Below are 22444 nucleotides of genomic sequence, written 5' to 3'. Positions count from 1 at the left end.
ATCGGAACTCCCGCCAAGCCCGATGGATCGGGCTCGCTCCGATCCACGGTCGTAGCGAGTAGATGCGTTGCGCCTGGCTATAAAAAAGTACCAAGATTGACGATTCTGGCTGTACCAACCGATGCCATGATGTCGGCCTTGAGACTGTGAGCCGACTAGAATCGCAAAACTGGGCTTGGCAAGTCGCTGCAGACGCCACCCGACTGGACTTATTCAGTCACCGGGGCATTGCGCGAGAACGTCGCAATCATAAGTTCGGGATCAATCAAAACGTAGCAAGCGGCGACGGTGTCGCCGCCTGCTCTTCAAAGGCTAGATCAAGGCGCGAGATGTGCCTTGATCTCCGCCGACATCTGCCGAATCGCGGCCTTGGGCTCGGGGTCGCTCTGGATGCCGTTCAGCAGGACGAAGTCGTGGATCATCCCGTTGTAGCGGGTCGCGATCACGGACACTCCGGCCTCCTTGAGCTTGCGCGCGTAAGCCTCGCCTTCGTCGCGCAGCGGATCGTTCTCTGCGGTGATGACAAGAGCCGGGGGAAGCCCCTTCAATTGCTGCAGGCTGGCGCGCAGCGGCGAGACGTAGGGGTTGTTGCGCGTCGCTGCGTCCGGCGCGTACAGATCCCAGCCGTATTTCATGAAGGCGCGGGCGAGAAATCGTCCCGTGCCATATTCGTGGTAGGATGCGGTGTCGACGCTGGCGTCGGTCGCCGGGATCATCATGACCTGATAGCTGATCTTGGGTCCGCTGCGGTCTTTGGCCATCAGCGACAATGCCGCGGTCATGTTGCCGCCAACCGAATTGCCGGCCACTGCGATCCGGCTACCGTCCGCGCCGAACTCTTCGGCGTGGCTCGCCACCCATTTCAGCACCGCATAGGACTGGTCGAGCTGCGTGGGGAAGCGCGCCTTCGGCAGGGACGTGTACTCAACGAAAACACCGATCTGGCCGGAGCCGACCACCAGGTCGCGCAACAGACGCTGATGGTTCTGGAAATTGCCGACGATCCAGACGCCGCCGTGAATGAACAGCAGTACGCCGGGCTTTCCGGTCACGTGCTCGGGCTTCATGATGCAGATTTTCACGGACTGACCATCCTGGCTGATGGTCTGCTCGGTCGTGTTCACCCCCGACATGTCGACTGGCGTCTTGTTCTGAAGCTCCGTCAGGATGTCCTGCGGCTTGGGCTGGGGCAGCTCCCAGAACGGGCTCGGATCCTTGTTGATCTCGCGCAGGAAGGCGCGAACCTGGGGATCGATCCGGAGGTCGGTCCCGGCGTCTGGGGCCGCATCGGCGGCTTGGGTCATGAGGATTGCTCCGAGGCTGAGGATTGCGAGTGAAGAGAACAGTTTCATGGTCAACTTTTGCTTGGGGGTAGACGCACTCGCACAGCTAGCCCGCGCGGAGGGGCTGCCGCTTCTGTCAAATGACCAGTCCGATGACGGGACGGCGATCAGTCCGCGGGGCGGCTGATGCTTGCGAGAACGGGGCGGAGCCCGGACCGCGAGGTGATTCCGGCCTTCGAAAAGATCCGGTGCAGGTGGTACCCGACGGTTCTGTGGGACAGATACAGTCTGGCGCCGATCTCCTTGTTCGAGAGACCTTCGGCGGCGAGTTGCGCGATGTGAAGCTCCTGCGGGGTCAGCGTGTCCCACACCTGTTCGGTTCGCCGGCGGCTGGTTTCGCCCGACGCTCGCAGTTCCTCGCGGGCCCGATCGCTCCAGGGCGAAGCGCCGAGCGCATCGAACATGTCGCGTGCCTCGCGCAACGGAGCCCTCGCATTGGCGGATCTGCGCTGGCGGCGCAGCCATCCGCCATAGGCCAGGAGAAAACGGGCTCGCAGGAACGGCCATTTCTTCGCGGCCGGCCCAGGATCTTGCAGTCCAAGACCTTGCAGTCCAAGACCTTGCAGGAAGAACGGCTCGGCGTCTTCCGGCGCAGCGAGGAACGCCTTGCCATATTGCAGCATCGTCCCGACCCACGGCACCGGCGTCGGAGCCGAGGCGCGCTCGATCTCATCAAGCACGCGGCTCGCCTCGTCCGCATTACCGGACGACACGGCGGCCTCCACGAAATCCGCGAGGCCAAAGAACTGAAGGCCGAAATTGAAAGCGGGATCGGCCGGCGTGAACAGGCGTCGCAGATGCTCAAAGGCCTCCCAATGACGGCCCGCGCCGATTGCGGATACGCCTCGTGCGATCTGCAACATGGCCAGCAGGAAACTCGCGCCGATGGACAGGGCCAGGGCTTCCGCCTGCGCCGCATACGCTTCGGATTGCTCCAGATTGCCTTGCATTCCTGCGAGCCTGGCTTTCAAGATCGTGGCTGCGGCAATCCACGGAAGCCCGCCGGTCTCTTCGGCAAGCCGGGCGGATTCCTCGGCCTCCCTCATGGCGCCCCGCCAGTCACCGACTTCCATTTCCGCCCACCCTTGGGCGAAAAGCACCCGGGCGAGATCGCTGAGCCGTCCCTGCATGCGCAGCACGGCACTGGACTCGGCGAGAAAGTTCACGCCGATGTCGAAGGTCCCGATGACATTGGCGGTGCTGCCGAGGATGCTCGCAACGGTTGGGTCGCTGTGCGCCGTTCCCGCAAGCCCCTGAAGCTTGAGGTACAAGTCCGCCCCCCGCCGCAGCGGCTCGACGTAAGCGGATATCGCGATCAGGCGGGGGTCCCCGTCAGGCAATTCCAGCCGCGCAGCCGCATCGTGAACCCTTGCGCAGAGTTCATCGCTTGCGCTGCTCCACCAGCAGCGTTGCGCGGCTCGCCAAAGAAGATTGGCGGCCAGATCGATCGCGCCGGCGGCGTGGGCTTTCGCGGCGAACCTGATCAATGCGAGAATCTTCGCTGGATCGTTGACCGCCGGGGGCTGGCTGATCTCACGGCACCAGGCGATCCGGACCAGCGCCAACTGGTTCGTCTCGTCGATGTCGGCCTGCCGCAGCAGGCGCTCCATGAGCTCCGGCTGCCCCAGATCGGCGGCGAGTTCGGCTGCCCGCAACAGCCGGTCGCCTCTCGCCTTCGCCGTGCTGCTCAGCCGTGCCGCGCTTTCCAGAACCTCGATCGCCATCGCCACGGCGCCGCGCCGCAACGCGCGAGCCGCCATCAGGTCGTATTCGCCGGCGAGCTCGTCGTCAGGTCCGATCGTTGCTGCGGCACGATGCCACAATTGGCGGTCGAGCTGACCGTGAATCACGGCAGCAAGCGCGGCGTGGATCCTTTGGCGGGTCGCCGGGTCGGCGGCCTGGTGCATGGCGGAGCGAACGAGCGGATGCCGAAACCTCACCTCCGTCCCGTTGATCTCGATGAGCTTCGCGGCGACCGCGGGCGCGATGGCAGCGATACCCACGCGCTCGCCCAACACGGCTTCGGCGGCGGAAAGGATTTCGTGGAGCGATGTCCCGTCGTTCTCCGCCGTCACGAACAACAGCAATTGCGCGATGTGCGGGAGGTCGGACAAGCGACTGGAGAAGGCGCGCTCGAGCCGGTCGGTCAGCGGAAGCCACGGCGCATCTCCAGCGGCTCGTTCTCCGCGGGGCAGCTCCACAAGGGCCAGCGGATTGCCCGAGGCCTCCCGAAGGAAGCGGCTGCGCAGCTCCGCCGGAAGGCCCGGCGCGTTGGCGTCCAGCAAGCGCTCGGCGTCGGCTTGATTGAGCCCTGAAAGGCGCAGCCTCAGGGTGGAGGCGTCGCCAAGCGAACTCTTGAAGTAGTCGCGCATGGCGACCACGAGAACGATCGGGTCCGAGCTCAGTCTGCGCGAGACGAAGGCCAGCACCTCAAAGGTCGCCTGATCCAGCCATTGGGCATCGTCGGCAACAAGCAGCAGAGGCTCGCGCGTCGCTCTTTCGCTCAGAAGAGACAGCGTCGCGAGCGCAACCAGGAAGATATCGGGCGGCCCCGCGTCGTCATGCATGCCAAAAGCGGCCAGCAAGGCCGATCGCTGGCGAGGGACAAGGCCCTCGGCCCCTTTCATCAGCGGACGCAAGGCCTGTTCAAGTGCTGCAAACGGCAAATGGACTTCGGCGAGGACGCCGGTCATGCTCAAGACGGAGAAGCCGCGTTCACCGGCCCTGTGCCTGGCAACATCGAGGAGCGCAGATTTTCCGATGCCGGGCTCACCGCTGATAACAAGCGTGGATCCACCTTGGTCGATCCGTTCGATCAGGTGATCGATCAGCGCAATGTCCTGCGCGCGACCCTGCAAACTGGGGGACGCAAGGGTAGCACCAACCCGCCCCTTCCGCGGCGAGGTTGTCTTTTTCGCCCGTCTGGTCATCTCATAACCGTTGGTGAGACCACACCCTTTCGAACTCGACCGAGGTTAAACGTTACCATGTACCGGGAACCAGAGGAGAGCCATATACGTGATGGCTGCTTCCGGCGTGTCTCGCCTGCTGCAGCAGGCTTTGGCCCGCCGGATTGATACAGGCCTAGCCACGCACCAGCGAGACCAACCAGCTGCGGCCGAACAGGACGAGGATCGCGAGCGCGTAGACAATGGTGCCTCCGACGGCCAGCAGCACTAGCATCAGCTCATCGCGGAAGTGCATCGAGCCCAGCATAGAACCGCTGAAGCGCGCGATCAGCCAGAACGTGGCGGCGAGGATCAGTCCGGTCAGCAGGAATTTGGCGAGCGACATCAGCCACGCGCGGTCCAGCACGAGAAAGCCTCGCCGCACGGCGAAGAACAGCACCAGCAGCAGATTGGTCCAGACACCGACAGCTGTCGCCAGCGCAAGGCCGATCTGGGCGAGCGAACCCATCAAGGCCACCTTCAGGGCGACGTTGACGGCGATGCCCGTCAGCGAGGCGCGGACCGGTGTTGCCGTATCCTTGCGTGCATAGAAGGTCGCGACCGCGCTGCGGATCAGCACGAAGGGGATCAGGCCGATGGCATAGGCCGCGAGCGTGGCGCCGGCGGCGGCGGCATCGGCCTTCGAGAACGCCCCGCGGGCGAACAGCGCACGCATGATCGCGTCGGGCACGGTGATGAAGGCCGCCACGAACGGCACCGAGAAAAGCAGCGTGAAATCGAAGGCGCGGCGCTGCGCCTTCATCGCGCCGTCATGATCGTTGGCGGTGATCCGCCGCGACATCTCCGGTAGCAGCACCGTGCCGATCGCGATGCCGATCACACCGATCGGCAGCTGGTTGAGGCGGTCGGCATAATAGAGCGCCGAGAGAGCGCCTGCCGGCAGGAAGGTCGCGATGATGGTGTCGGCGAACAGCGCGACCTGCGTGCCCATCGATCCCAGCGTCGCCGGCCCAAGCGCCTTGAAGAAGCTGCGGACGTCCTCGTCGAGCTTGAGCGGCGCAAAGCGCGGCAGGCCGCCATGGCGCGCGAGATCGCCCGCGAGCAGGAAATATTGCAGGAAGCCGGAAATCAGGACGCCCCAGGCGGCGGCGTGGCCTGCGCTGGGAAACCAGGCGGCCAGCGCCAGCGTCATCATCATGGAAATGTTGAGGAAGATCGACGCAGCCGCGGCACTGGCAAAGCGCTGCATCACGTTCAGCATGCCGCCATAGAGCGTCACCAGCGTGATCAGCAGCAGATAGGGAAAGGTGATCCGTGTCAGCTCGATCGCAAGCTTGCGCTGCTCGGCATCCTCGGAAAAGCCCGGCGCCAGAATGCTCATGGCCTGCGGCATGAACAGCCAAGCGACGATCAGCAGCACCACCTGCGAGGCCAGCAGCAGCGTGAAGATGCGGTCAGCGAACAGTTTTGCCGCCCCCTCCCCGCGCTCGCCATGGACATGCGCATAGGCCGGCACCCAGGCGGCATTGAAGGCGCCCTCGGCGAAGATCGCGCGGAAATGATTGGGCAGCCGCAGCGCCACGAAAAAGGCGTCGGCCACCGGGCCGGCGCCCAGGATAGCCGCGAGCATGATGTCGCGGGCAAATCCCGTCAGCCGCGAGAGCAGCGTGTAACCACCAACCGTGAAGATGCGTCCGAGCATGCGTCTGTTTTAGAGACTTATCAGCCCAACGATAAGGCTTTGAAGTTTGACGTGATCAAAAAAGACGGGCGCTCGGCTTGCGATGTGCATTGCTGTGCCCTCTCCCCTTGTGGGAGAGGGCCACGCCGCAGGTAGATACAAACTCAATCGGGTGAGGGGTCTCTCTCCCAGCTTTCCGTGCGGAGAGAGACCCCTCACCCGTCTCGCCGCTATCGCGGCGAGCCACCCTCTCCCACAGGGGGAGAGGGAAAGGAGGGCAAAACAGCGAAATCAGCCCGCGATCGCGCCGCGCACGGCGGCGATGATTCGCTCCTGGTCGGCTTCGGTCAGGTAGGCGTGCATCGGCAGGCTGATGACGTCCTGCGACAGGTTCTCGCAGCCCGGCAGGCCGCCGTCGGCGACCGGATACTGCTTGTAGGGGGTCTGCTGGTGCATCGACTTGCCGTAATAGATCGCGGTCGGCACGCCCTGGGCCTTCAGCGCGGCGGCAAAGCCGTCGCGGTCGGTGCCCTCAGGGAGACGGATCGTGTACTGCGCCCAGACCGAGGTGTTGCCCGGTGCCAGTCGCGGCACAGTGACAACGTTGGACAGGCCACGCGCGTAACGCTCCGCAACCCTGTTGCGGGCGGCGATCTCGTCGTCAAAAATCTTCAGCTTCTCGATCAGGATCGCGGCCTGCATGGTGTCGAGCCGGCCGGTCAGGCCGAGGCGGACGTTGTCGTATTTGTCCACGCCCTGTCCGTGCACGCGGATGCTGCGCAGCGTCGCGGCGAGCTCGTCATCATCGGTGAAGATCGCGCCGCCGTCGCCGAAGCAGCCGAGCGGTTTGGCCGGGAAGAAGCTGGTCGCGGTTGCGAGCCCGAAGGTGCCGAGCTTGCGGCCCTTGTAGCTCGCACCAAACCCCTGTGCGGCGTCGTCGAGCACGAACAGGCCTTCGGCCCTGGCGATCTCGGCGATGGAATCGTGGTCGGCGGGCTGCCCGAACAAATCGACCGGAATCACCGCGACCGGCTTCAGGCCGGCCTTGCGGGCGGTCGCGATGCCGCGCTTCAGCGACTCCGGGCTCATGTTGAAGGTGGCTTCATCGACATCGACATAAACCGGCGTCGCGCCGGTGCGCGCCACCGGCGAGGCGGTTGCGATGAAGGTGAAGGACGGGCACAGCACGGCATCGCCGGGGCCGACATTCTTCGCCATCATGACCATCAGGATCGCATCGGTGCCGCTGGCGCAGCCGATCACGTGCTTGGCGCCGCTGTAGGCCGCAAGCTGCTTCTCGAGCTCGGCGACTTCCGGGCCATTGACGAACTGGCAATGGTCGAGGACGCGCTTGACGGCGGCATCGAGCGAGGCGCCGAGCCGGCGGCGCTGCGAGGCGACGTCGATGAAGGGAATGGGTTCGGAACGCAGATGCTGGTTCATGGCGCCTTGCGGGTTTTGAGCGGTCGACATGGAAAGGGAATCAGCCGGCGACGCGGCGCGGGCCCTTGCGGGCAGCCGACGAGGCCGCTGGCCGCGACGGCGTTTCGAGGCACTGCGTGGCGATCTCGAGACTGGCGACGCCCTCGTCGCCGGTGACCGCCGGCGTCTCGCCGTTGCGGACGGCCTTCAGGAATGCGATCAGCTCGGCGCGGAGCGGCTCGTCGTGGCCGACCGGCAGATGCCGCATCGAATAGCTGCCGTCCGGCTTGAAGCCGAAGCACTCGGTGACCTGGCGCGTCAACAGATCGCCCATCACGTATTTGCCGCGGGTCGCGACCGTGACGCTGCGCGCCTTGAACGGCGTCAGCCAGTTGGTGTTAATGTGCGCGAGTACGCCATTGGCGGTGCGGAACTGCAGGAGCGCGATGTCCTCGCGCTCGGCGACCGCGCTCGACAATTGCGGCTGCACCTCGACGATGTCGGATTCGGTGAACCAGCGGATCAGATCGATGTCGTGCACGGCGAGATCGATGACGACGCCGACATTGGACATGCGCGGCGGGAACGGACCGACGCGGGTGATCGCGATGGAGAGAATATCTTCGCCTGCGATCGCCTGCTTGACGGCGGCCACCGCCGGATTGAAGCGCTCGACATGGCCGATCATCAGCGTCACGCCGGCCTTTTGCGCGGCGGCGACGATCTCGCGACCTTCCGCGACCGTGGAGGCGATCGGCTTCTCCACCAGCACATGAACGTTCCTGGCGATGCAGGCGAGCGCGACCTCGTGATGCAGATGGGTCGGCGCGGCGATGGTGACGGCGTCGACACCTTCGGCGAGGAGCTGGTCGAGCGTCTCGAAGCCCTGGCAGCTGGCAAGCTCGGTGGTGCGCGTCAGATGCGCTGGCGACGGATCGACCACACCGACGAGGCTGACGCCTGGAAGACCCGCGAGCACGCGCGCATGGTTGCTGCCCATCACGCCTGCGCCAACGACGCCAACGCGCAAGCCGGCCTTTGCCGATGCAAACCCTTTGGAACTCATCTGAGTAAACCCCGATTCAACGCAAATCCCCGGGCCGCTTCTAGCACGGGCGCCACATTTGTGGCGAATGTCAGCCGAATTGACCGGACACGATTTGATTCAAAAAGTTACACGTTCCCCGGGCCTTAGCGCCAAAAGCTTGCGCCTTCCGGCCCGGGTCGCGTGATTCGGAGCTTGCTGGTTACGACCTTTGATAGTCGTCTTCAATCCGGATGATGTCGTCTTCCCCGAGATAGCTTCCGGTCTGGACCTCGATGAGTTCCAGCATGATCTTGCCGGGATTCTCCATCCGATGCACCGCGCCCATCGGGATGTAGATGGACTCGTTCTCGTGCACCGTCTTGACGGTCTCGTTGACGGTCACCCGGGCGGCACCGCGGACGACGATCCAGTGCTCGGCACGATGATGGTGCTTCTGCAGCGACAGCCGCCCGCCCGGCTTGACGACAATGCGCTTGACCTGATGACGCTCGCCATTGTCGACGGACTGGTAGCTGCCCCAGGGCCGGTGCACCTTGAGATGCTCCTCGGTGACCTTCGGTGCGACCACCTTCAGCTTCGTCACGAGGCGCTTCAGGCCGTTGGCATCCTTCTGGCGCGAGACCAGCACCGCATCTGCGGTGGCGACCACGACGAGATCGTCGACGCCTTCGAGCGCGACCAGCGCTGCATCAGTGGTGACGTTGCAGTTGCGCGAGTCTTCGAACACCGCACTGCCATGCGAAGCATTACCTTGCGCGTCCTTCTCCGATAATTCCCACACCGCGTGCCAGGAGCCGACATCGGACCAGCCGCAGGACACCGGCACGACCGCTGCGCGCGAGGTCTTCTCCATCACCGCATAGTCGATCGAGATCGCCTTCGCCGCGCCGAACGCCTCGGGCTCCAGCGTTACGAAGCCGAGATCGCGGCCGGCATTGCTCACCGCATTGAAGATCGCCTCGACGCTCGCCGCGTCGACCCTGCGGTATTCGTCGAGCAGGACAGTGGCCGGGAACATGAAGTTGCCGCTGTTCCAGAGATAGCCCGAACTGACGTAGTCGGCCGCCTTCACGGCATCAGGCTTTTCAACGAAGCGCGCGACGGCGTGCACCTCGCCGGAAATCACCTCGCCCGGGCTGATATAGCCGTATTCGGTCGCCGGCCGCTCCGGCTTGACGCCGAAGGTGACGATGCGCCCGGCGCTCGCGGCGGTGAGGCCTTCACGGCAGGCCGCGACGAAGGCCGCGTTGTCCTGCACCACGTGGTCGGCGGCGAGCGCGAGCACGATCGCGTCACCGGCGCGGTTCTGCGCGAACACCGCGCCTGCGGCGATCGCGGGGCCGGAATCGCGCCGCATCGGCTCCAGGAGCACGTCGGCCTCGATGCCGATCTCGGCGAGCTGCTCCAGCACCATGAAGCGATAGGACGCATTGGTGATGACGATCGGACGATCGAACAGCGAGGCATCCGACACGCGCAGCAGCGTGTCCTGGAAGGTCGAGCGCGTGCCGAACAGCGGCAGGAACTGTTTTGGGCGCACCTCGCGCGAAGCCGGCCACAGCCGCGTGCCGGCGCCGCCGCACATGATCAGGGGGATAATGCGTTTGTCCATCGTCATTTCAAACCTTGAAGTAGTCCCGATACCAGGTGACAAAATTACGGACCCCGAGCGCGATCGGCGTTGACGGTGCAAAGCCGGTGTCGCGCGTCAGATCCTCGACATCCGCGAACGTTTCCAAGACGTCTCCCGGCTGCATCGGCAGCAATTCTTTGATTGCCGTCCGACCCAGCTCCTGCTCCAGAAGCCCGACGACATGCATCAGCTCTTCCGGATGGTGGTTACCGACATTGTAGACCTTAGACGGCGCATTTGCGGCAGCCGGGTCATCCGCGGGCACCCGATCGATGAGCTTGGATACTACACGGGTGACGTCGTCAATATAGGTGAAGTCGCGACGCATTTTGCCATGGTTAAAGAGCCGGATCGGACGCTCCGCCATGATGGCGTTCACGAACAGAAACAGGGCCATATCGGGCCGGCCCCACGGGCCGTAGATGGTGAAGAAGCGCAGGCCCGTGACCGGCAGCCGGTAGAGATGGCTGTAGGACTGCGCCATCAGTTCGTTCGCCTTCTTGGTCGCGGCATAGAAGCTCACGGGATGGTCGGTCCGGTCCTGCACGGCAAATGGCAGTTTAGTGTTGGCGCCATAAACGGAGGATGACGAGGCGTAGACGAGATGACGACAAGAGTTGTTGCGGCAGCCCTCCAGCACGTTGAGAAAGCCCTGGAGATTGGAATCGGCGTAAGTGTGCGGATGGTCGATCGAGTAGCGCACGCCCGCCTGCGCCGCGAGATGCACGACTTTGTCAAATCGATGTCGCGCAAACAGCGCCGCGATGGTGTCGCGATCGGCGAGATCGGCCTCGACGAAGGCGAAGCGGGAATCGCTCCGAAGCAGCGCCAGGCGCGCCTGTTTCAGCGCCGGATCGTAATAGCTGTTGAGATTGTCGAGCCCGACCACGGGCCGGCCCTCGGCCAGGAGCTGCCGGGCGACGTGAAAGCCGATGAACCCGGCGGCTCCTGTGACCAAAATCGCCTGATCCGTCATCCTGTTCCCAAGCGATCTGTTGCCACGCGATCCCCAAGCCGGCCCCGCGGCGCTTCTTTAGCCGCGGTATCGAGGCCGTCGCAATAGCCTCGCCGCTATTCGTCACCGCTCCAGATAAGCGCTATTGCAAGATCGGCGCCAAAACCATACCAAAGCGGCCGAATTCGACGCCTCGCGTCGGGTTGCCTCAAATCTTCGCAAACCCTGTTCATGCGGGCGAGATGCGCCGAATCCTGCTGTCGACGGCCAAAATCCTGATTTCCGGAGCGCTGCTCTACCTGGCGCTGCGCAAGGTCGATCTGTCCGAACTGTTCTCGCGCCTGACCGCGACCAGCCTGCTCTGGATCGCCATGGCGATCGCGGTCACGTTCCTGCAAATCTTCGTCGGCGTGGTCCGCTGGCGCGAGATCAGCGCCGAATGCGGCGCGCCGCTCGAGCTCGGCCGCGCCATGCGCTACAACGTGATCGGCGCCTTCTTCAACCAGACGCTGCCCTCCGCGATCGGCGGCGATGCGGTCCGGCTGTGGCTGGTCGCGCGCGCCGGCGCCGGATGGCGCGCGGCCACCTACTCGATCTTCGTCGACCGCGCGATCGGCCTCGTCGCGCTGGCGATCGTCGTCGTCGCGAGCCTGCCCTGGAGTTACGAGCTCATCACCGATCCGCACGGACGCTCGGCGCTGCTGCTCGTCGATTTCGCCGCGCTTGCGGGCGGCGTCGGTTTCCTGATCTTCGGCGCGCTGAAATGGTCGTGGCTGAAGACCTGGTGGGCCACCCATCACATCCACGCCTGCGCCGTGATTGCCAACCGCGTGATCTTCAACGCCAAGCGCGGACCGATCGTCGCAATTCTGTCGCTTCTCGTTCACGTGCTCGCCGTCGTCATTGCGTGGTGCGTGGTGCAGTCGATTGCCGCACCGGTCAGCTTCGGCCAGACATTCCTCCTCATTCCGCCGATCATGCTGATCACCCTGATGCCGATCTCGATCGCCGGCTGGGGCGTGCGCGAGGCGACGATGGGCCTGGCCTTCGGTTTCGCCGGGCTTTCCGCCAATGAAGGCGTCAACGTCTCGCTGCTGTTCGGCGCCGTGCTCTTCATCGTCGGCGCGATCGGCGGCCTGGTCTGGATCCTCAGCGCGGAAAAGGCCGCGCAAGGCTCGGCGCCGCTGGGAGTGCCTGAGTGAACCCGGCCACTGACGCTCTCGCCGCCGTGCCCTCGCTGCTTGCCGCTGCGATCGCCGCGCTGATATCAGCGCTCATCATCTGGACCAGCCGTTCCCTGCTCCAGCGCTACGCCCTGGCGCGGCCGAACGCGCGGTCCTCGCATCGCATTCCAACACCGCAAGGCGCGGGCATCGCTGTGATCGCCGCGACGCTGCTCGTCGCGTCGGCCTGGGCGGCCTGGGCGAACATCGCGATCCCGCCGGTGCTGGTTGCCGCAACAGTCGCGATCGCGTTGGTCGGATTCGCTGACGACATCAAGTCGCTGCCGGTGACCGTGCGGCTCGTGCTGCAAGCCGCCGCCGTCGGCGCGGTCGTGTTCACTTCGCCCGAAACCGCGCGAATCGTCCCAGCCCTGCCGCTGGCGCTGGAGCGCAGCCTCCTCCTGTTCGCGGGCGTCTGGTTCGTGAACCTGGTCAACTTCATGGACGGGCTCGACCTGATGACGGTGGCGGAAGTGGTGCCCGTCACTGCGGCGCTCCTGCTGCTCGGATGGCTCGGCGAACTGTCCTGGCCGGCCGTACTCATCGCCACAACGCTGTGCGGCGCCATGCTCGGCTTTGCACCCTTCAACCGTCCGGTTGCAAAGGTGTTCCTGGGCGATGTCGGCAGCCTGCCGATTGGCCTCCTCCTTGGATGGTGCCTGCTCGAACTCGCGTGGCACGGGCAGCCGGCGGCGGCGCTGTTGCTGGCGGCCTACTACCTCGCGGATTCCACCATCACGCTGTTTCGCCGCATCGTGCGGCGCGAACAATTCTGGTCGGCGCACCGCACGCATTTCTACCAGCGTGCCACCGACAACGGCTTCACGGTCCCGCGCGTGATCGGCGAGGTGTTGGCGCTCAATCTGGTGCTGGCCGTGCTTGCCATCGTCACCGTTCACGCCGGCTCGACGGCGATCACATTGCTCGCGCTTCTCGCAGGCACAATCGCGATCGCATTCGTGCTGCGCCGCTTCTCCCGCCCTCAGACGTCCTGAACCGACAGCGCGAGCCGCAAGCCTTCGTCGAGGGAGACCTGCGGCTGCCAGCCCGTTGCAATCGCCTTGGCGAGGTTGAGCTCGAGCGAGCCGATCAGGCTGTCATGGGTATCCTGCCGGCCCATCACGCTGAGCAGCGTTGAGAGCAGGTCCGGCGGCATGCCGAACAGCCGCGAGCGCTTGCCGGCTGCCTTCGCCAGCCGCTCGATGAATTCGGGCGTCGAGACCTGTTCCCTGTCGGCGACCAGGAATATCTCGAAATTGCTCGTGGGATCGGGGTGAGCCAGCCGGCGCAGGATGAACGACGACAGATTCTGCACGGCCAGGAACGCGCGCTGATTGCGGATCGCGCCAAAGGGCAGCGGCAGTCCCAGGTTCACCGCACGCGTCAGCAGCGCGAAATTGCCCCTGGCGCCCGCGCCATAGACCAGCGGCGGCCTGATCACCGAGATCTTCATGTCGCTGTCGCGCGCCAGCGTCCTCAGGCCCGCCTCGGCGGCGGCCTTGGACATGCCGTAGAGGCCGCGCGGCGTGAGGATGTCCTGTTCACTGAACGGCGTGCGGCCATCATTGCTGCGGCCGTGCACGAGAACGGTGCTGACGAAGACGAACTGGCGCACGCCCGCGGTCGCCGCGGAGCGCGCCAGGTGCAGCGTGCCGGCGATGTTGACGTCGCGGTAGAGCTGGACCGCGTGCTCCTCGTGCTTGTGATGCACGCGCGCGGCGAGGTGGACCACGGCGTCGACGCCTTCGAGCGCCGCCTGCCAATCGGTATCGGGGCCGATCGATTCGATCACGACCTCGTCGTCGATCCCCTCCGGGCTGCGCACCGCGCGGCGGACCGACCATCCCGCGCGCGAGAGCTCAGGCGCGACATGGCGGCCGACAAAGCCGCTCGCCCCCGTCACCAGCACGACTGGTTTTCGCTCGTTCATCGTTGCTCCGCCAGATCGGGGTTGCGCAACAATTCGTCGATCAGCCCGGCATAGGCGTTCATCGCGGTCGTCCGGTCGAATCTCGCTGCCGCCTTCACCGCGCGTTCGGCCATGGCGGCGGCGTCGCAGCGGGATGCCGCGCGGATCGCGTCGGCGAGCTGATCGGCGCGGCCCGGCGTCACGACCCAGCCGAGCCCGTTCTCCACCACCGTCAACGCGGCCTCGGCCTCCGGCTCGGAGACCAGCGCCACGGGACGGCCGACCGCCAGCAGATTGTAGAACCGGCTCGGCACCGACACCCCCGCCACGTCCTTCCGGTACGGAATGATCCAGAGATTGGCAGCCGCCAGGAACGCCTCGAGCTCGGCATCCGGGACCCGCGCCACGAAGGACACATTGGGCAAGTTCGCTTCAGCCTGCAACTGCTTCAGCCGCTCGAAGCCGATGCCCCAGCCGGACAGCAGGAAGTGGATGTCCGGCTCGTCCTTCAAAAGGCGTGCCGCCTCGAACACGATCTCCGGATCATGGGTGAAGCCGAGATTGCCCGACAGCCCGACAATGAATCGCGCGGAAAGCGCTTTGCGGAACGGATTGTCCTGCGCCAGGGGACGTGCCGCGGGTACGAGCGTCGCCCAGTTGGGGATGAAGCGGATCTTGTTCCGCGTCATGCCGGAATAGCTCAAGAGCGGCCGCTCCGCATCGCGGCCGATGGTGATGACGGCATTGAGCGCGCGGAACATCAGGCTGTTGGCCGCGCGCATCGTCCGCGTCACGAACGAGCCGGGCTTCAGGATTTCCGCCATCACGAGAACATCGGGGAAGAGGTCGTGCATGATCAGCGCCGAGCGCGCGCCTTTGCATCTTGCCGCGGCCGCGACCGCGTAAGGCAGCATGAACGGCGCGGTTACGGTGAGCGCGACGTCACCTGCCCTAAGCTCCCGGATCAACGCGAAGAAGGTGCGCGCCGCGAACAGCAGTTCGGAGGCGCCACGCCGCACCAGCGCGGCCTTCCCCGCCATCCGATTCTTGATGGCGATTACGCGCGGCTTGCCCGGGCCGGTTTGCGAGGCCGGCAAATCGCCGGGCGAGCCCGACAGCACGATGACCTCGTGGTCGACGGCGACGCGGCAGGCGATCTCCGCCATGATCGCGGCGGTCGTGCTTGGATCAGGCGGATAGTGCTGGCTCGCGACGACGATCTTGCCTTGAGACTGCATGGTCAGGCCGCGGTCGACCCGAATTCCGGAACCGCATCCTTCAGGATCGTCTTGATCGTGGCTCGATCGTCCCGCGCGATCGCCTGCTCCAGCGCCGCGATCCATTTGCGCAGCGTCTGCATTGGCGGCTCGTTCGGCTGCGCGGCCATGATGCCGGCGACGCCGATCTCGCGGGTCGGCTCCTCGGAGGCGAACAGGATCTCGTGCAGGCGCTCGCCCGGCCGCATGCCGGTGAACACGATCTCGATGTCGTAGCCGGGCTGGAGGCCCGAGAGGCGGATCATGCGCTCGGCGAGATCGACGATCTTCACCGGCTGGCCCATGTTGAGCACGTAGACCGAGACGTCCGGACGCTGCGTTCCGAGCGCATGCGTTGCCGCCGTGATGACGAGATCGCAGGCTTCGCGGATGGTCATGAAGTAGCGGACCATGTCGGGATGCGTCACCGTCACGGGGCCGCCGGCCTCGATCTGGGCCTTGAACTTCGGCACCACCGAGCCGTTCGACGCCAGCACGTTGCCGAACCGGACCGAGATCAACCGCATCGGCGGCCTGGCACTGCCGCTGGCTGCGGCAAGATCGTGGTCGAGCGCCTGGCAGTACATCTCGGCGAAACGCTTGGTGAGGCCGAGCATCGACACCGGCTCGATCGCCTTGTCGGTCGAGATCATCACCATGGCTTCGGCGCCGGCGCCGTGCGCCGCATCGGCAACGTTGATCGAGCCGAAGATGTTGGTCTTGACGCCCTCACTCCAGTCGCGCTCCAGGATCGGCACGTGCTTGAGCGCCGCGGCATGGAACACGATGTCCGGCTTGAACTCCGCCATCAGGCGGATGATGCGCTCGCGGTCGCGGATGTCGGCGATTCGCCCTTCGATCGCGGCCGCCGCGCCGTGCGCAGCGAGCGCTTCCGTGACCGCGTAGAGCGCCGGCTCGGAATTTTCCACGATCAGGAGGCGCGCGGCGCCGAAGACCACGACGCGCTCGCAGATCTCGGACCCGATCGATCCGCCGCCGCCGGTGACGATGACAGCCTTGCCCTTGATCAGGGCTTCGAGCCGCGCATAGTCGATCTTTTCGCTCGGCCGCAGGAGGAGGTCCTCGACCGCGACGGCCGTGAGGCGCGGCGCGTCGCCGCTCTCCAGCGAGGGCATGCGGTTGACGATCACGCCTAACTTGCGCGCCCGCATCAGGATCGTTTCCGGATGGGCATCCGGCTCGAAGGCCGACGGCGTCATGATGAGGCGCGCGATCGACTTGTTGCGCTTGGCGAAGTCGGCGATGACGTCCTCGACATCGTCAAGGTCGCCCAGCACCGGCACGTTGCGGATGAACTGGCCGCGATCGGATCTCGACGGCGACAGCACGCCCACCGGCCAGATGCGCTTGATCGCCCCGCTCTCGATGCCGCGCAGCAGCACCTCGGCATCCGCGGCGCGGCCGATCAGCAGCGTCGGCGCGGCATCCTCGCCCCTCGCATGCCGCCGCACCCGCGTATAGCGGAAATAGCGATAGGCCATGCGCAGCGCGCTGAGGAAGGCGATTTCGAGGAACCAGTAGAGGACGATCGTCACCTTGCCGAGGAAGAAGGCGCCGCGGACGTTGGGGGCGACAAAGATGTAGTCGAGCGCCAGGAGGGCAACCGTCAGCACAGTCGCGACCCGGATGATGTTCAGCGCGTCAGGCAGCGAGATGAAGCGCCATTTCGTCGTGGTCAGGTTGAAGAGGAAGAACACGACCACGCTGAAGGCGAGGAAGTAGGGCAGGATCTGGAACAGCAGCGGCAGACGGTCGAAGAAGCCGTCGCCGCCCTCGAAACGCAGGTAGAAGGCTGCGAACAGCGCCGCGGTGGTCGCCAGCAGGTCGTGGAGCGCGATCAGGAAATTGCGCAAGGTGAGATGCGAAAGACGCGTCATCCGCCGACCGATGAAATCCCAGTTAGGTGCAACCTGACCGCGCTGATAGCCCATCTCGACAAGACTTGCCAGTACAAGACTTGCCAGCCGCGCGGCCGTTCAGGAACCAGCTTCCCCCACCTTCGCATCGACGCGTCTGGCCCGGATCACCATGCCGCCGGCAACGCCGACGCCGATGACATACATCCAGCCCTCGTGGAAGTCGAACAGATGGGAGTTGAACAGCGAGGTGAAGACGTTCTGCACCACGACCAGCAGGCCAACCCAATAGGCCAGCCCATCGCCGCGGAACAACAGGAGATGCAGGATCCAGGTCGCGTAGAGAACGGCGATGCCGATGACGCCCCATTGCACGGCGACATTGAGCGTCTGGTTATGCGGATTGCCGATCACCTCGGCGGAGGCCTGGTAGCCGCTGCCGGTCTTGACCTGCTCGAACAATCCGCGCGTCGAACCGGTGCCGTGCCCCTTGATCGGCGCCTCCGCGAAGAAGCCGAGCGATTTCCGCCAGAATTCGAGCCGCAGGCCCAGCGAGGTCGGCTCGCCCTTTTCGACATAGCGCGTGTAGTCGCTGGCGAAGGTGTCCGCGGTCTTGCGCAATTGCGGCGAGGCCTGCCAGGCGAGAGCGGCGCCGGCGAGCAGAGCGGCCGAGATGATCGCGATGCTGCGCCAGCGCAGGTGCAGCAGTGCGAACACGCCGAACATGATCGGAACGGTGACCAGCGCGGTGCGCGACACCACCACGAAGGCCATGTTGACGAAGAAGCTCAGAGCCAGCGCGATCAATAGTCCCGCGAACCAATAGCGCTTCTCGCGCAGCAGCATCACGATGGGATAGGCGAGCGCGACCGCGCACAGCGCGAATTCCTGGCTCTGGTCGATGTAGTTCTTGACGAAGATGCCGCGCTCGAGGTGATCGGGCTTGAGCGTCAGGTTGGGATAGAAGGCCACCAGCCACGACATCACCGAGAGCAGCGCGCAGGACACCAGGAACGCGATGAACATCCAGTGCCCGCGCGGCGAGCGCTCGAAATGATAGAGGAAGACCGGCAGCACGAGCAGCTTGACGGTCGGATTGACCGCATAGAGGCGCGCGCCCCAGGCCGCATCCGACCACAGCGTGCCCACCAGCGCGAGCAGGACGAGCGCGATCGGCGCGGCTGCGATCGGGCGCTTCAGCGATTGCAGGAATGCGCGGACGTCGAGAAACGGCACCATGCAGAGCAGGAACACAGCGTTGAAGATCGCCGTGAGCGAGGTCGACCAGGGCAGCGACGCCACGGTCAGGATTGCGAACAGGTCGGCCGTCTCGTACCACGCCGCCGGGCTGCGAAAGCGCCGCCACAGCGTCTGGCCGGTCGTCTCCCGGGCGAGCGTCGTCGCTTGGTCCGTCACTTGCCCCCTCCCCGCGCGCGATGGACCAGCGCGGTCGTGCTGAAGCCCTCGAGGATGTCGACCAGCACGACGATTCCGCCGGCGGCCTCGACGACCTCATGGCCGACCACCTGCTCGCGGGTGTAGTCGCCACCCTTCACCAGCGCGCTCGGCTTGATCCGGGTGATCAAATCGATCGGCGTATCCTCTTCGAAGAGGACGACGAGGTCGACGGCTTCGAGCGCCGCGAGCACTTCCGCACGCGCACGTTCGTCCTGAACCGGGCGATCGGCGCCCTTCAACCGCCGCACCGAGGCATCGCTGTTGAGGCCGACGATCAGGCGATCGCAGGCTCTGCGCGCCGCGGTCAACACCTTGACGTGGCCGGGATGCAGGATGTCAAAGCAGCCATTGGTGAAGCCGACGCGCAGGTCCTGCCGGCGCCATTCCGCGAGCTGTGCGTCGAGCGTATCAGGCTCGAGCACGATCTTCTCCTCAGCCGCGAGATAAGCGTGCGGCAGGATATTCCGCCGCAGCTCGGCCGCGCTCACGCTGGCCGTGCCTTGCTTGCTGACGGCGACGGCAGCGGCCGCATTGGCCATCCGCAACGCCGTGTCCCAGTCCGCGCCCGCCGCGAGCGACACCGCAAGCGCGGCGGCGACGGTGTCACCGGCACCGGAGACGTCGCGCACCTTCACGGGGACAGCCGGAACATGAACGGCCTCGCCATTGCGCGGCACCAGCGTCATGCCGTGCTCGCCTTGCGTGACCAGGATCGCCTCGCAATCGGCGAGCCGCATCACGTCCTCGCTGGCATCGACGATGCTCTGCGGCGTGTCGGCGCGGCTGCGGGTCGCCTCCGAAAATTCCTTGCGATTGGGCGTGAGCAGCGTGGCGCCGCGATAGATCGCCCAGTTCAGGCTCTTGGGATCGACGATCACGGGCTTGCCGAGCGTTCGCGCGGCGTCGATCGTGTGACGGATCACGCGCGCGGTCAGCACGCCCTTGGCGTAGTCGGAGAGCAGCACGATGTCGGCGCGCGCGATCTGCGGCAGGATTGCGTCGATCAGCTTGGTCTCGATGTCGTCGGAGGCAGGCACCGCCTGCTCCCAATCCGCGCGCAGCATGTGCGTGGAAAAATGCTCGGAGACGAAGCGGACTTTTCGCGTGGTCGGCCGCGACGGATCGCACACCAGCGCGCTTTCGATGCCGGCATGCTCCGCAAGTGCCGCTTCGAGCCGCTTGCCCGCATCGTCCTCGCCGACGAGGCCGACAAAGATGCAGCGCGCCCCGAGGGACGCGATATTGCGCGCGACGTTTCCGGCGCCGCCGATATGGATCTCGCTGCGCTGGGCGGCGATCACGGGCGCCGGTGCTTCCGGCGAGATCCGCGACACCTCGCCATAGACGAACTCGTCCAGCATGATGTCGCCGATGCACAGCACCGTGCGGCCTGAGATGGCTTGCGCGAGGGCGTCGAAATCGAGAATGGGCGTCGGCATGGTCCTTGAAGCCTCAGCGGAAGCGGTCTGGCCGGTCGAGATAGTCGCCGACATAGGCTTTCACCGCATCCTCGAGCGTCGTGAAGCCGCCGTTATAGCCGGCGCGGTGCAGGCGATCGACCTCGCTCTGGGTGAAGTATTGATAGCTGCCGCGGATCTGCTCGGGCATGTCGACATATTCGATGTTGGGCCTGGTGCCGAGGGCCGCATAGGCAGCGAGCATCAGGTCCCTGAAGCTGCGCGCCTTGCCGGTACCGACGTTGAAGAGTCCGGATACCGACGGCGTCGCAAGCAGCCACATGACGACGCGGACGACATCATCGACATAGATGAAATCGCGGCGCTGATCGCCGTCGGCGATGCCCTCGCGGTGCGACTTGAACAATTGCACGACACGGCCCGCCCTCACATCATCGAAGCGGCGCGCCAGCACGCTCATCATCGAGCCCTTGTGGTATTCGTTGGGGCCGAACACGTTGAAGAATTTCAGGCCGGCCCATTGCGGCGGCAGCTTCTCGCCGCGCGCGACGCGCTCGGCGACGGCGAGATCGAACAGGTGCTTGCTCCAGCCGTAAAGATTCATCGGCCGCAGTTTCTTCAGTGCCGACAGTGAGGCGTCGTCGTCAAAGCCGTCGGCACCATCGCCATAGGTTGCGGCCGACGAGGCGTAGATCAACGGCACCGCATCCGCCGTGCACCAGTCCAGCAGGCGCATCGACAGGCGAAAATTGGTCTCGATCACGAGGTCGCCGTCGGTCGCGGTGGTCTCGGAAATCGCCCCGAGATGGATCACGGCGTCGAGCTTGCGGCCCTTCAGCCAGTCGAGCAGCTCGGCCGGCGGGACGATATCCACAAGCTGGCGCTTGGCGAGGTTTCGCCACTTGCCCTCGGTCCCGAGGAGATCGCAGACGACGACATCGCTGCGACCGGCCTCGTTCAGCGCAGCGACGACATTCGATCCGATAAAACCGGCCCCACCGGTCACCAGCAACATTCCACCTACCCTGCCAGGTTTTGCCCTGCCCGATTTTCACGGCCCGGTCCTGCCCTAGCGCATGATCCACCAAAGTGTAAGCGGTTTTGGGGTCGGCGCTGTCCCGGCTTTACCTGCAGGTCCGGAGCGGGTAACCGAACCGCCACAACAGCGCGTTCCCGGTCCTATTAACGAATGAACCAAGATTCGCAATTTAGCCGAGATGCAGATCGGAGCGACACAAGCCCGATCCTGATCATCCCCTATATGTGGATCGGCGATTTCGTCCGGAATCACACCGTTGTCCGGGTCCTGAACGAACGTTGGCCCAACCGGCCGGTCGATCTCCTCACCACCTCCCTCTGCGCCCCCCTGGTCGATTACATGCCCGGCGTGCGCGATGGCATCGTGTGGGACCTGCCGCGCAGCCGGCTCGCCGTTGGCCGCCAGTTCGGCCTGGCGAAGCTCCTGCGCGAGCGGAATTACGGGACAGCCCTGGTGCTGCCCCGGACCTGGAAGGCGGCCATCGCGCCCGCGCTGGCCGGCATCCCCGAGCGGGTCGGCTTCGTCGGCGAATTCCGGTTCGGCCTGCTCAATCGCTGGCGCTGGGGCGAGAAGAAGCTGCCCCGCTTCATCGACAAGAACGCCGCCCTGGCCCAGCCCGATGGCGCCCCCCTGCCCCCGGAATGGCCGGTGCCGCAATTGCGGGTCTCGGCCGAGGACATCGTCCGCTGGCGGCAGGCCAATGGCCTCAGCGCCGGGGCGGCGGTCGCGCTCGCCCCCGGCTCAGTCGGCGTCTCAAAGCGCTGGACCTACTATCCGGAAGCTGCCCGCCTGCTGGCCGAGCGCGGCCTGGAGGTCTGGGTGGTCGGCGGCCCCGCGGAAAAAGGGCTGGCCCAGGAGATCGCCGCCGCGGGCGGTCCGGGCGTGCGGGACCTCACCGGCAACGATCTGCGCAACGGCGTGCTGGCGATGGCCGCGGCCGGCGTCGCCATCTCCAATGATTCCGGCCTGATGCACATCGCAGCCGCCTTAGGCACGCCCACCATGGGCATCTTCGGCCCGACCAGCCCCTATCTCTGGGCCCCCCTCAACGGCCTCGCCGCGACCGTGGTCCAGGACAAGAGCGTGCTCTCATGCCAGCCCTGCCAGAGCACGATCTGCAAGATGAACGACCACCGTTGCATGCGGGATATCGCGGCTTCCGAGGTGGTGGCGATCGCGCAGCGGGTGCTCGGACTGTGAACTCATTGACGCCATGAGTACGCGCCTTAGTCGGGTCCTCGGGCAGACGAGTGCTCTACAGACCCTGTTGATT

Annotated in this window: 16 protein-coding genes; 3 read left to right on the top strand and 13 right to left on the bottom strand. The window is 65.4% G+C overall.

The window, feature by feature from the left end; genetic code table 11:
* Nucleotides 1–317 precede the first annotated feature (317 nt).
* The 7 genes from CT676_RS10000 to CT676_RS09970 form a co-directional block, all read right to left on the bottom strand.
* On the bottom strand, nucleotides 318–1304 hold the full coding sequence (locus CT676_RS10000; RefSeq protein ID WP_244623130.1) for an alpha/beta hydrolase: 987 nt from the start codon (nucleotides 1302–1304) through the stop codon (nucleotides 318–320).
* Between the two features lie 146 nt (nucleotides 1305–1450).
* Entirely contained in the window at nucleotides 1451–4201 is a 2751-nt protein-coding gene (locus CT676_RS09995; RefSeq protein ID WP_135214530.1) for an AAA family ATPase, read from the bottom strand.
* Nucleotides 4202–4427: 226 nt separating this feature from the next.
* Nucleotides 4428–5954 carry a murein biosynthesis integral membrane protein MurJ gene (gene murJ, locus CT676_RS09990; protein WP_135214529.1) on the bottom strand — a complete coding sequence of 509 codons (1527 nt, stop codon included), beginning with the start codon at nucleotides 5952–5954 and terminating at the stop codon, nucleotides 4428–4430.
* 270 nt (nucleotides 5955–6224) lie between these two features.
* Entirely contained in the window at nucleotides 6225–7376 is a 1152-nt protein-coding gene (locus tag CT676_RS09985) for a DegT/DnrJ/EryC1/StrS family aminotransferase (RefSeq protein ID WP_167768022.1), read from the bottom strand.
* Between the two features lie 40 nt (nucleotides 7377–7416).
* Nucleotides 7417–8421: a Gfo/Idh/MocA family oxidoreductase gene (locus CT676_RS09980; protein ID WP_135214527.1), complete on the bottom strand. Its 1005-nt coding sequence runs from the start codon at nucleotides 8419–8421 to the stop codon at nucleotides 7417–7419.
* Between the two features lie 181 nt (nucleotides 8422–8602).
* On the bottom strand, nucleotides 8603–10015 hold the full coding sequence (locus CT676_RS09975; RefSeq protein WP_167768009.1) for a mannose-1-phosphate guanylyltransferase/mannose-6-phosphate isomerase: 1413 nt from the start codon (nucleotides 10013–10015) through the stop codon (nucleotides 8603–8605).
* A 7-nt stretch (nucleotides 10016–10022) separates the two neighbouring features.
* The gene (locus tag CT676_RS09970) at nucleotides 10023–11012 is read right to left on the bottom strand and encodes an SDR family NAD(P)-dependent oxidoreductase (protein ID WP_135214525.1); all 990 of its coding nucleotides are present in this window, start codon (nucleotides 11010–11012) and stop codon (nucleotides 10023–10025) included.
* 221 nt (nucleotides 11013–11233) lie between these two features.
* On the opposite strand from CT676_RS09970, the gene CT676_RS09965 reads away from it, so the two are divergent.
* Nucleotides 11234–12193, top strand: a complete 960-nt coding sequence (locus tag CT676_RS09965; RefSeq protein ID WP_135214524.1) for a lysylphosphatidylglycerol synthase transmembrane domain-containing protein — start codon at nucleotides 11234–11236, stop codon at nucleotides 12191–12193.
* Complete coding sequence (locus CT676_RS09960; protein WP_135214523.1) at nucleotides 12190–13209, top strand: glycosyltransferase family 4 protein; 1020 nt, start codon at nucleotides 12190–12192, stop codon at nucleotides 13207–13209. The genes CT676_RS09965 and CT676_RS09960 overlap by 4 nt, the downstream gene beginning before the upstream one ends.
* On the opposite strand, the gene CT676_RS09955 is transcribed toward CT676_RS09960, so the two are convergent.
* The 6 genes from CT676_RS09955 to rfaD form a co-directional block, all read right to left on the bottom strand.
* Nucleotides 13197–14144: an NAD-dependent epimerase/dehydratase family protein gene (locus CT676_RS09955; protein ID WP_135214522.1), complete on the bottom strand. Its 948-nt coding sequence runs from the start codon at nucleotides 14142–14144 to the stop codon at nucleotides 13197–13199. The two genes, CT676_RS09960 and CT676_RS09955, sit on opposite strands and share 13 nt — an antisense overlap.
* Nucleotides 14141–15361, bottom strand: coding sequence for a glycosyltransferase family 4 protein (locus CT676_RS09950; RefSeq protein ID WP_167768008.1), 1221 nt, complete (start codon nucleotides 15359–15361; stop codon nucleotides 14141–14143). Before CT676_RS09950 ends, CT676_RS09955 begins: the two co-directional genes overlap by 4 nt.
* A gap of 2 nt (nucleotides 15362–15363) precedes the next feature.
* Nucleotides 15364–17277, bottom strand: a complete 1914-nt coding sequence (locus CT676_RS09945) for an SDR family NAD(P)-dependent oxidoreductase (protein ID WP_167768007.1) — start codon at nucleotides 17275–17277, stop codon at nucleotides 15364–15366.
* Between the two features lie 99 nt (nucleotides 17278–17376).
* Nucleotides 17377–18672 carry an O-antigen ligase family protein gene (locus CT676_RS09940; protein WP_135214519.1) on the bottom strand — a complete coding sequence of 432 codons (1296 nt, stop codon included), beginning with the start codon at nucleotides 18670–18672 and terminating at the stop codon, nucleotides 17377–17379.
* Nucleotides 18669–20153, bottom strand: coding sequence for a D-glycero-beta-D-manno-heptose-7-phosphate kinase (gene rfaE1, locus CT676_RS09935; protein ID WP_135214518.1), 1485 nt, complete (start codon nucleotides 20151–20153; stop codon nucleotides 18669–18671). Before rfaE1 ends, CT676_RS09940 begins: the two co-directional genes overlap by 4 nt.
* A 13-nt stretch (nucleotides 20154–20166) precedes the next feature.
* Complete coding sequence (gene rfaD, locus CT676_RS09930; protein ID WP_135214517.1) at nucleotides 20167–21147, bottom strand: ADP-glyceromanno-heptose 6-epimerase; 981 nt, start codon at nucleotides 21145–21147, stop codon at nucleotides 20167–20169.
* 174 nt (nucleotides 21148–21321) lie between these two features.
* Here rfaD and waaF point away from each other — a divergent pair, with 174 nt between their 5' ends.
* Nucleotides 21322–22371 carry a lipopolysaccharide heptosyltransferase II gene (waaF, locus tag CT676_RS09925; protein ID WP_135214516.1) on the top strand — a complete coding sequence of 350 codons (1050 nt, stop codon included), beginning with the start codon at nucleotides 21322–21324 and terminating at the stop codon, nucleotides 22369–22371.
* Nucleotides 22372–22444: the final 73 nt, after the last annotated feature.

This window comes from Bradyrhizobium sp. MOS001, assembly GCF_004634465.1.
Classification (GTDB): domain Bacteria; phylum Pseudomonadota; class Alphaproteobacteria; order Rhizobiales; family Xanthobacteraceae; genus Bradyrhizobium; species Bradyrhizobium barranii.
The sequence above is the reverse complement of the archived record's forward strand: the minus strand, read 5'-3'. Positions and strand labels throughout refer to the sequence as shown.

Excerpts from the sequence above, each read along its gene's own strand:
- CT676_RS10000 (WP_244623130.1), bottom strand. The coding sequence starts at position 1,304 with ATGACCCAAGCCGCCGATGCGGCCCCAGACGCCGGGACCGACCTCCGG.
- CT676_RS09950 (WP_167768008.1), bottom strand. The coding sequence starts at position 15,361 with ATGCAGTCTCAAGGCAAGATCGTCGTCGCGAGCCAGCACTATCCGCCT.
- rfaD (WP_135214517.1), bottom strand. The coding sequence starts at position 21,147 with ATGTTGCTGGTGACCGGTGGGGCCGGTTTTATCGGATCGAATGTCGTC.
- CT676_RS09945 (WP_167768007.1), bottom strand. The coding sequence starts at position 17,277 with ATGACGCGTCTTTCGCATCTCACCTTGCGCAATTTCCTGATCGCGCTC.
- CT676_RS09985 (WP_167768022.1), bottom strand. The coding sequence starts at position 7,376 with ATGAACCAGCATCTGCGTTCCGAACCCATTCCCTTCATCGACGTCGCC.
- CT676_RS09975 (WP_167768009.1), bottom strand. The coding sequence starts at position 10,015 with ATGGACAAACGCATTATCCCCCTGATCATGTGCGGCGGCGCCGGCACG.
- CT676_RS09955 (WP_135214522.1), bottom strand. The coding sequence starts at position 14,144 with ATGAACGAGCGAAAACCAGTCGTGCTGGTGACGGGGGCGAGCGGCTTT.
- CT676_RS09980 (WP_135214527.1), bottom strand. The coding sequence starts at position 8,421 with ATGAGTTCCAAAGGGTTTGCATCGGCAAAGGCCGGCTTGCGCGTTGGC.
- murJ (WP_135214529.1), bottom strand. The coding sequence starts at position 5,954 with ATGCTCGGACGCATCTTCACGGTTGGTGGTTACACGCTGCTCTCGCGG.
- waaF (WP_135214516.1), top strand. The coding sequence starts at position 21,322 with ATGAACCAAGATTCGCAATTTAGCCGAGATGCAGATCGGAGCGACACA.
- CT676_RS09970 (WP_135214525.1), bottom strand. The coding sequence starts at position 11,012 with ATGACGGATCAGGCGATTTTGGTCACAGGAGCCGCCGGGTTCATCGGC.
- rfaE1 (WP_135214518.1), bottom strand. The coding sequence starts at position 20,153 with ATGCCGACGCCCATTCTCGATTTCGACGCCCTCGCGCAAGCCATCTCA.
- CT676_RS09965 (WP_135214524.1), top strand. The coding sequence starts at position 11,234 with ATGCGCCGAATCCTGCTGTCGACGGCCAAAATCCTGATTTCCGGAGCG.